Source organism: Rhodoblastus sp., from assembly GCF_041915505.1.
In the GTDB taxonomy this organism is placed as follows: domain Bacteria; phylum Pseudomonadota; class Alphaproteobacteria; order Rhizobiales; family Beijerinckiaceae; genus Rhodoblastus.
This window is the reverse complement of record NZ_JAYSBG010000138.1, coordinates 1-8,855: the sequence shown is the minus strand read 5'-3', so window position 1 is coordinate 8,855 and position 8,855 is coordinate 1. Positions and strand designations below refer to the sequence as shown.

Annotated in this window: 10 protein-coding genes; 9 read left to right on the top strand and 1 reads right to left on the bottom strand. The window is 64.8% G+C overall.

From position 1 onward, the window contains the following. From yidC to dapE, 8 genes are all read left to right on the top strand, one after another. Positions 1 to 785 (top strand): membrane protein insertase YidC (yidC, locus tag ACE3S9_RS10375; RefSeq protein ID WP_374546383.1); only part of this gene is annotated, 785 nt, incomplete at its 5' end. 53 nt (positions 786 to 838) lie between these two features. Next, positions 839 to 1,531 (top strand): ribosome biogenesis GTP-binding protein YihA/YsxC, encoded by a 693-nt coding sequence (gene yihA / locus ACE3S9_RS10370; protein WP_374546382.1) that lies wholly within the window; start codon positions 839 to 841, stop codon positions 1,529 to 1,531. 32 nt (positions 1,532 to 1,563) lie between these two features. Next, positions 1,564 to 2,469, top strand: coding sequence for an acetylglutamate kinase (argB, locus tag ACE3S9_RS10365; RefSeq protein ID WP_374546381.1), 906 nt, complete (start codon positions 1,564 to 1,566; stop codon positions 2,467 to 2,469). Next, positions 2,466 to 3,173 (top strand): pyrimidine 5'-nucleotidase, encoded by a 708-nt coding sequence (locus ACE3S9_RS10360; protein ID WP_374546380.1) that lies wholly within the window; start codon positions 2,466 to 2,468, stop codon positions 3,171 to 3,173. The genes argB and ACE3S9_RS10360 overlap by 4 nt, the downstream gene beginning before the upstream one ends. A gap of 64 nt (positions 3,174 to 3,237) precedes the next feature. Then, a complete protein-coding gene (locus ACE3S9_RS10355) occupies positions 3,238 to 4,137 on the top strand; it encodes a cation diffusion facilitator family transporter (RefSeq protein ID WP_374546379.1) in 900 nt (299 codons plus the stop codon). Between the two features lie 97 nt (positions 4,138 to 4,234). Continuing rightward, positions 4,235 to 5,089, top strand: a complete 855-nt coding sequence (gene dapD / locus ACE3S9_RS10350; RefSeq protein WP_374546378.1) for a 2,3,4,5-tetrahydropyridine-2,6-dicarboxylate N-succinyltransferase — start codon at positions 4,235 to 4,237, stop codon at positions 5,087 to 5,089. After that, a complete protein-coding gene (locus ACE3S9_RS10345) occupies positions 5,089 to 5,547 on the top strand; it encodes a hypothetical protein (protein WP_374546377.1) in 459 nt (152 codons plus the stop codon). The genes dapD and ACE3S9_RS10345 overlap by 1 nt, the downstream gene beginning before the upstream one ends. Positions 5,548 to 5,561: 14 nt before the next feature. Further along, a complete protein-coding gene (gene dapE, locus ACE3S9_RS10340; RefSeq protein WP_374546376.1) occupies positions 5,562 to 6,740 on the top strand; it encodes a succinyl-diaminopimelate desuccinylase in 1,179 nt (392 codons plus the stop codon). Here dapE and ACE3S9_RS10335 read toward each other — a convergent pair. Next, on the bottom strand, positions 6,713 to 7,693 hold the full coding sequence (locus ACE3S9_RS10335) for an NAD(P)H-dependent flavin oxidoreductase (protein ID WP_374546375.1): 981 nt from the start codon (positions 7,691 to 7,693) through the stop codon (positions 6,713 to 6,715). The two genes, dapE and ACE3S9_RS10335, sit on opposite strands and share 28 nt — an antisense overlap. Before the next feature lie 164 nt (positions 7,694 to 7,857). Here ACE3S9_RS10335 and rpiA point away from each other — a divergent pair, with 164 nt between their 5' ends. Further along, entirely contained in the window at positions 7,858 to 8,571 is a 714-nt protein-coding gene (gene rpiA, locus ACE3S9_RS10330) for a ribose-5-phosphate isomerase RpiA (protein ID WP_374546374.1), read from the top strand. Positions 8,572 to 8,855 lie beyond the last annotated feature (284 nt).

Here is an 8,855-nt window from a genome sequence, read left to right as displayed (position 1 = left end):
TCGGCTTCACGAAGCTGGATATGCTGATCGACTGGGGCTATTTCCACTTCATTACCCGGCCGATGTTCTGGCTGCTTGAGGAAATCTACAAGCTCGTCGGCAATTTCGGCGTCGCGATCCTGGTCATCACCCTGATCGTCAAGGCCTTGTTCTTCCCGCTGGCCAACCGCTCCTATCTCTCCATGGCGCGGATGAAGGAGGCCCAGCCCAAGATCAAGGCGATCCAGGAGCTTTATCCCGACGACAAGATGAAGCAGCAGCAGGAGATCATGGAGCTTTACAAAAAGGAGAAGATCAATCCGGTCTCGGGTTGCCTTCCGGTCCTGCTGCAGATTCCGGTGTTCTTCTCGCTCTACAAGGTGCTATTCGTCGCCATCGAAATGCGCCAGGCGCCGTTCTTCGGCTGGATCAAGGATCTGTCCGCGCCCGACCCGACCAATGTTTTCAACCTGTTCGGCCTGCTGCCGATCGATCCGACCCATCTGCCGCTGTTCGGTCATCTGCTGCATCTCGGCATCTGGCCGCTGATCATGGGCGTGTCGATGTGGGTTCAGATGAAGATGAACCCCGAGCCGACCGATCCGGTGCAGAAGACCATGTTCGCCTGGATGCCGGTGATCTTCACCTTCATGCTCGGCTCGTTCCCGGCGGGTCTGGTGATCTACTGGACCTGGAACAATATCCTTTCGGTCAGCCAGCAGATGCTGATCATGAAAAAGGCCGGCGTGAAGGTCGAATTATTCGACAACCTCCGCAAGACTTTTTCCCGCAGCAAGGCGGCGTGAATCGCTCCTTTCCCCGCAGCGGCGGGGAGAGGGCCGGGGAGAGGAGCGTTTCGATGACCGAATCGGAACCGGAGAACGATTTCGTCGAGATCGGCCGCAAGCTGTTCGCGCAGAATTGCGAATTCATCTGGGCGGCCGACAAGATCGGGGGCTTGCCTCCGATGGGCCCGGTGGAGGTCGCCTTCGCCGGGCGCTCCAATGTCGGCAAGTCGTCGCTGCTGAACGCGCTCACCGGCCGCAAGACCCTGGCGCGCACCTCGCACACGCCGGGGCGCACCCAGCAGCTCAATTTCTTCGCGCTGGGCCCCGACCCGCAGGCGCCGCTGCTGCGGCTGGTCGACATGCCGGGCTATGGCTACGCGGCCGTGTCCAAGGAGAAAATCTCCAACTGGACCCGGCTGATGCAGGATTTTCTGCGCGGCCGGGCGTCGCTGGCGCGCGTCTTCGTCCTGATCGACGGACGCCACGGCCTCAAGGAGGTCGACCGCGAGATGTTGAAGCGGCTCGACCAGGCCGCCTTGTCCTATCAGATCGTGCTGACCAAGCGCGACGAAGTGAAACAAGCCCAGGTCGACAAGACCATCGAGGACGCCAAGGCGGTCCTGCGCACCCATCCCGCCGCCCATCCCGATGTCATCTTCCTGTCATCGCACAAGGGCGAAGGTCTGGCCGAACTGCGCGCCAGCGTCGCGCGGCTGCTGTTCGAACGCGACAGAACGATTTTCCAGCCCGCCCAAATCGGCTAAACAGGCGCGGCTAACACCCACGAGGCAGCATGATGAGCGAAGCTCCGGTCCCCTCCGCCCCCCTGAGCCAGGCCGCCGCGATCGATCAGGCCAAGATCCTGATGCAGGCGCTGCCGCATATGCTGCATTATGACGAGGCCATCGTGGTGGTGAAATATGGCGGCCACGCCATGGGCCAGGAAGCCGCCGCGCGCGATTTCGCCCGCGACATGGTCCTGCTCGAACAATCCGGCGTCAATCCGGTGGTGGTGCATGGCGGCGGCCCGCAGATCGGCGCCATGCTGCAGAAACTCGGCATCAAATCCGAATTCGCCGATGGCCTGCGCATCACCGACAAGGCCACGGTCGAAGTGGTGGAAATGGTGCTCGCCGGCGCGATCAACAAGCAGATCGTCGGCTATATCAATAATGAAGGCGGCCGCGCCATCGGCCTGTGCGGCAAGGACGGCAATATGGTCCGCGCCCGCAAGGTCGAAAGGGTCGAGCAGAACGGCAAGCCCGCCGTCGATCTCGGTTTTGTCGGCGAACCCGACAAGGTCGACGCCACGGTGCTGGAGCAGGTGCTCGGCCGCGAGCTGATTCCCGTGCTCGCGCCCGTCGCGCTGGGCGCGGAAGGCGACACCTATAATGTCAACGCCGACACTTTTGCCGGCGCGATCGCCGGGGCGCTCGGCGCCAAGCGCCTGCTGCTGCTGACCGACGTGCCCGGCGTGCTCGACAAGGACAAGAACCTCATCAAGCAATTGCGCATCAGCGAGATCCCGGCGCTGATCGCCGACGGCACCATTACCGGCGGCATGATTCCCAAGGTCGAGACCTGCATCTACGCCATCGAGCAGGGCGTCGAAGGCGTGGTCATTCTCGACGGCAAGATCCCCCACGCCGTGCTGATCGAATTGCTCACCGACCTCGGCGCGGGCACGCTGATCACAAGGTGACCGCGCAGGACAGGAACCAGCCCGGCCTGGCGGATTTCCGCCGGGTCGAATGCTGGGTGTTCGATCTCGACAACACGCTCTATCCACCGCATTCCGACCTGTGGCCGCGCATCGACGCCCGCATCACCGCCTATATGATCGCGCTGCTCGGGCTCGACGGCCAATCCGCCCGCGCGCTGCAAAAACATTATTATCGCGTCTATGGCACCACGCTGGCGGGGCTGATCCGCGAATATGACATCGCGCCGGCCGAATTCCTGCATTTCGTCCACGACATCGACCGCTCGTCGCTCGACCCCAATCCGGCGCTGGCGCAGGCCATCGAGGCCCTGCCCGGCCGCAAGCTGATCCTCACCAATGGCTCGCACGGCCACGCCATCGCTACGGCAAAGCAGCTCGGCATCGACCATTTATTTGAGGGCATGTTCGCCATCGAACATGGCGATTACCTGCCCAAGCCGCATTTGCAAACCTATCAGAAATTCTTCCAGCGCCACGACGTCGACCCGTCGCGCGCCGCCATGTTCGAGGATATCGCCCATAATCTGGCGGCGCCCCACGCCTCCGGCATGTTGACCGTTCTGGTGCGTCCGAAACAGGGCGCGGAGGATCATCGCGAGGCCTGGGAAAAGCATGACGACATCCCGCCCCATGTGGATTTCGTCACGGATGATCTGGTGGATTTCCTGAAACTGTTGATTTAATCGCGAGCGCCGCGCGCCATTCGACATGGCCGCAGCGGCGCGCGTTCGCAGCGCCGGAGCAGCCATGAAATTCCCGACCCTGAGCCTCGATCGGATCGCCCTTGGCAGCCTCGGCGTGAGCCTTGTCGTCCTCGCCGTCAAATATGTCGCCTATCTGCTGACGGGCAGCGTCGCCCTTTATTCGGACGCGCTGGAAAGCATCATCAATGTCGCGACCGCGACCGCCGCCATTGTCGCGATACGGTTCGCGGCGCTGCCGCCCGACCAGAATCACCCCTATGGCCATCAAAAGGCGGAATATCTCTCGGCCGTCGCGGTCGGCGTGCTGATCATTCTCGCCGCGCTCGCCATTCTGTATGAAGCTTATCAGGGCTTTGTCGCGCCACGGCCGATCGAGGCTCCCGCCGCCGGCCTCGCGGTCAGCATGGGCGCGACTTTGCTCAACGGGCTCTGGAGCCGGTTGCTGATCCAGCAAGGCCAGGCGCATCGTTCGGCGGCGCTGAAGGCTGACGGCAAGCATCTTCTCGCGGATGTGGTCACCTCGCTCGGGGTTCTGGTCGGCGTCGCCCTGGTCGTCGTGACCGGGATCGAACGCCTCGATCCCGCGATCGCGGCGCTCGTCGCCCTGCACGTCCTGTGGAGCGGCGGGGGCGTCGTGCGCGACAACGCCAGCGCCCTGATGGACGAGGCGGCGCCGCCGGACGAGCTGGCGCGCATCAAGACGATCATCGCCGAGAGCGCCGCCGGCGCCATCGAGGTCCACGCGCTCAGAACCCGCCACGCCGGCAAGGCGACCTTCATCGACTTCCATCTCGTCGTCTCCTCGGCGATGACGGTGGGCGACGCGCACGATATCTGCGACCGAATCGAAGGCGCGCTGAAAAGCGCGCTTCCAGGCTGCCTCATCGCGATTCACGTCGAGCCGGAGGGCAAGGCCGAGCGTGAAGGCGTCATCGTCATGTGAGTTTGGCCCGATCAAAGCCTTCGCCGCGCCGGCCCGCCTTGACAGAACCGCGCCAAAACCCGAAACCAGCGCAAACACTTTTCATAAGGAAACGTCCATGCCGCACGCGCTCGCGACCATTATCGAAGCCGCTTTCGAGGATCGCGCCAAGATCACGCCGGAAACCTCCGGCGACATCCGGCACGCCGTCGAATCCGCGCTGAACCTGCTCGACACCGGCAAGGCGCGCGTCGCGGAAAAGACGGCCGGCGCGATCGGCAAAGAGTCCTGGAAGGTCAATCAATGGCTGAAAAAGGCCGTGCTGCTGTCCTTCCGCCTCAATGACATGGGCGTCATTCCCGGCGGCCCCGGAACCGCGACCTGGTTCGACAAGGTGCCGTCGAAATTCGAGGGCTGGGGCTCCAGGGACCACGCCGCCGCCGGCTTCCGCTCGGTGCCGGGCTGCATCGTGCGTCATTCCGCCTATATCGCGCCGGGCGTGGTGCTGATGCCGAGCTTCGTCAATCTCGGCGCCTTCGTCGATACCGGCACCATGGTCGACACCTGGGCGACCGTCGGCTCCTGCGCCCAGATCGGCAAGAACGTGCATCTTTCCGGCGGCGTCGGGATTGGCGGCGTGCTGGAGCCGCTGCAGGCCGGCCCGACCATCATCGAGGACAATTGCTTCATCGGCGCGCGTTCCGAAGTCGTCGAAGGCGTGGTGGTCGGCGAGGGCGCGGTTCTGGCCATGGGCGTCTATATCGGCGCCTCCACCAAGATCGTGAATCGCGCCACCGGCGAGGTTCATGTCGGCTATGTGCCGCCGTTCTCGGTCGTCGTCTCCGGCAATCTGCCCGGCAAGCCGCTGCCCAATGGCGAGCCCGGCCCCTCGACCTATTGCGCCGTCATCGTCAAGACGGTGGACGCCCAGACCCGCTCCAAGACCGGCATCAACGAGCTTTTGCGCGACTGATGGATGGCGCGGAATTCTTCTTTCTCTTCCGCGATGCGGAAGGGACGATTTCCGCCCCCGTCTGGCGGCGCTGGACCCTTGCGCTGACCGGCCTTTGCCTCGCCTTCGCGGCCGGCTGGGCCGCGATCAGCCCCTGGACGCAGCGCGATCTGGCGAGCGAAGGCCTGTTCAGCCTCAAGGCGTTCCTGGCCTTCGCCTATCTGCTGGTTTTCGCAGCCTTCGTGCTGCTGGCGCAGATCAGCCAATATAATCTCTCGGCCAAGCGGTTCCGCGCCAAAGGCTTTGGCGCGGGTTGGGCGGCGGTGTGGCCGCTGGCGGCTTTCGCGGCGGGCGCGGCTTTCTGGGCGCAGCCGCATTTCTTCGGCCTGATGCCGGCTTTTGCGCCCTGGCTGGTCCTGCTGGCGGCTCTGGCCGCCTTCGCCGCGCAATTCTACGAATTGGGCTTGCGCCCGGAGTGAAAGGACAGGTTGGGATGGCCGAGGAGACAAGCGCCAGCGTGGCCCTGACCCGCGACCTCATCCGCCGTCCCTCGGTCACGCCCGCCGACGCCGGCGCGCTCGACATTCTGCAAAAAAGGCTGGAAGCCGCCGGCTTCACGACCCATCGCCTGCCCTTTTCGGAGCCCGGCACGCCGGATATCGACAATCTCTACGCCCGCATCGGCGACAGCGCGCCCTTCCTCCTGTTCGCCGGCCATACCGATGTCGTGCCGCCGGGCGATTCGGCCAAATGGTCGGTCGATCCCTTCGCCGGCGAGATCATCGAAGGTGAGCTTTACGGACGCGGCGCCGCCGACATGAAGGGCGGCATAGCCGCTTTCGCGGCGGCGGCGATCCTCTATCTGGAAAAGCATGGCGCGCCGAAAAAAGGCTCGATCGGCTTTCTCATCACCGGCGACGAGGAAGGACCGGCCATCAACGGCACGGTGAAAATGCTGCGCTGGCTCGAAGAGCGCGGCGAGAAATTCGATCATTGCGTGGTCGGCGAGCCGACCAACGCGCAAGACCTCGGCGACATGATCAAGATCGGCCGGCGCGGCTCGCTCAACGGGCGGCTGCTGGTGCGCGGCAAACAGGGCCATGTCGCCTATCCGCATCGCGCCGACAATCCGGTCGCCCATCTGGTCACGCTGTGCGCGGCGCTGAAAGCCGAGCCGCTCGATCAGGGCACGGACTGGTTCGACGCCTCCAATCTCGAAATCACCTCGATCGACATCGGCAACGAGGCGACCAATGTCATTCCCGGCGCAGCGCGGGTGCGGTTCAACATCCGCTTCAACGATCTCTGGACGCCGGAAAGTCTTGCATCCGAAATTCGCCGCCGGCTCGAAGCGGAGCGGCCCGCCGAACAGTTCGAACTCACGTTCGACCCCTGCAATGCGGTCTCCTTCATCACCCAGCCGGGCCCCTTCACCGAACTGGTGGCGCAGGCGATCCAGGCAGAGACCGGGCGGCGGCCTGACTTTTCCACCTCCGGCGGCACCTCGGACGCGCGTTTCATCTCGCGCTATGGCGCAGTGGTGGAGTTCGGGCTGGTCGGCAAGACCATGCACCAGATCGACGAGCGCGTCCCCGTCGCCGATATCGACGGCCTGACCCGCATTTATGGCCGGATTCTCGAAGCCTATTTCGCCGACGCGCCGAGCCCATAACGCAGAGGCGCCCGCGCCAGCAATTCGGCCGCCTCATCCGCCATGCGCTCGACGATCTCCGCCGCCGGCGGAATGTCGTGGATCAGATCGACCGCCTCGCCCGCAATGACCGCCGCTATGTCAAAATCGCCCTTGGCCCGCGCTTCGGCATAGGAGGCGGCGATTTCGTCCTGGCGGCTGAGGAGTTCGTCCTCGCGCCCGGCCCATTGGTCGGAGAATCGGTTGCTCAGAACCCGGCCGGTAAAGGGGCGCGGCCAGACATTCTTGCGCGCAATGTCGAAAATCAGGCCGCGAATGGTGCGGTCGCCGCTGGCGCGCGCGACCCTTTCCTTGGCTTCGGCCGGGGCCGCCGCCTCCCGGCTGGCGTAAAGCCGCGTGCCGAGCAGCACGCCCTCGGCGCCGAGCATCAGGGCCGCCGCGAGCCCGCGCCCATCCGCGACGCCGCCCGCCGCGACCACGATGACGCCCGGCGCGGCGTCGGCCACCGCCGGAACCAAGGGAAACAGCCCGCGCGCAACGCCATGACCGCCCGCTTCGGCGCCTTGCGCCACCAAGATGTCCGCGCCCTGCGCGGCCGCGTCGCGCGCCTGCGCCAAAGTCTGCACCTGGCAGACGAGCAGCGCGCCAGCCTGTTTGATTTTGGGCGCGAAGGGCGCTACCTCGCCGAAGGACAGCATCACCGCCGGCAGCCGGCGCTCCAGAACCAGATCGAGCAAGCGCTGATTGCGGGCGAGGCTCCAGGTGATGAAGCCGATTCCGACGCGGACGTCGCCGGCCTCGTCGAATTGCCGGGTCAACCAGGCCTCGTCGCCATAGCCGCCGCCGATCATGCCGAAGCCGCCGGCGCCGCTCACCGCGCAGGCCAGCCTCGCATCGGCGACCAAATCCATCGGCGCCAGCATGATCGGATGTTTGATCTGAAGTTTTTCTGTCAGACGGGTCGAAATCGACATGGCGCCGCCCCCTGTGACGAAAGGCGCTGAATGGCTCTGGCGAAAATCCGTCAGGCTAACGAGCACGACCGGCTTTGCGTTCCCGCCTTTCCAGAGCGCTTGCAAGTCGCGGCGTTACCCTTTAGGCGAAAGGCCAAGTTAGAGGGGCGGAAGAGGAGCGCGCCGTGGATCATTCCCCGATCGAATTGTTGAAACGGCAGGCCGCCGAACGCGCCGCCGCTCTGGTGCGCTCCGGCATGAAACTCGGCCTCGGCACCGGCTCGACCGCCGCCCATTTCGTCGATTGCATCGGCGAGAAGGCGCGCGACGGCCTCGACGTGATCTGCGTGCCGACTTCGGAGCGCACCCGCCTCCAGGCCGAGGGCTGGGGATTGCAGCTTTCGACGCTGGACGAGACGCCCGAACTCGACCTGACCGTCGACGGCGCCGATGAATTCGATTCCGCATTGCGGCTCATCAAGGGCGGCGGCGGCGCGCTGCTGCGCGAAAAGATCGTCGCGGCGGCCTCGAAACGCATGGTGGTCATCACCGATGCGAGCAAAGAAGTCGCCCGGCTCGGCAAGTTCAAACTGCCGGTCGAGGTCGACCGCTTCGGGCTCGCCTCGACCCGCCGCCATATCGAGGAGGCCGCCCGCGCCCACGGCTGCCACGGCCCCGTCGTCCAGCGCAAGCTGGCCGACGACAAGGATTACGTCACCGATGGCGGCCATCCGATCTTCGATTGCGATTTCCGCGCCATTCCCGATCCGGACAGCCTTGCCAGCGCGCTCAACGCCATTCCCGGCGTCGTCGAGCACGGCCTGTTCATCGGCCTTGCCAGCGCCGTGATCGTCGCCGATATCAGCGGGATCCGGGTGGTCGGCCAGCTCGAGGCCTGACGCCGGTTCTCATCAATGAGAACCGGTTAGGAGCGAAGGCCATAGGGCGTCTGAAGACGGGCAATGGCCGAGCTAATGCGAGGGACGTCGATGATCGCGACTTGTCACGATCATCGAAACTGGAAATGACCCGTGGGAATGGAGCCTGCTCCGATGAGTGAATTTGAAGTCGATCTCTTCGTCATCGGGGCTGGTTCGGGCGGCGTGCGCGCGGCGCGCATCGCGTCGGGCCATGGCGCCAAGGTCATGATCGCGGAAGAGTTCCGCATCGGCGGCACCTGCGT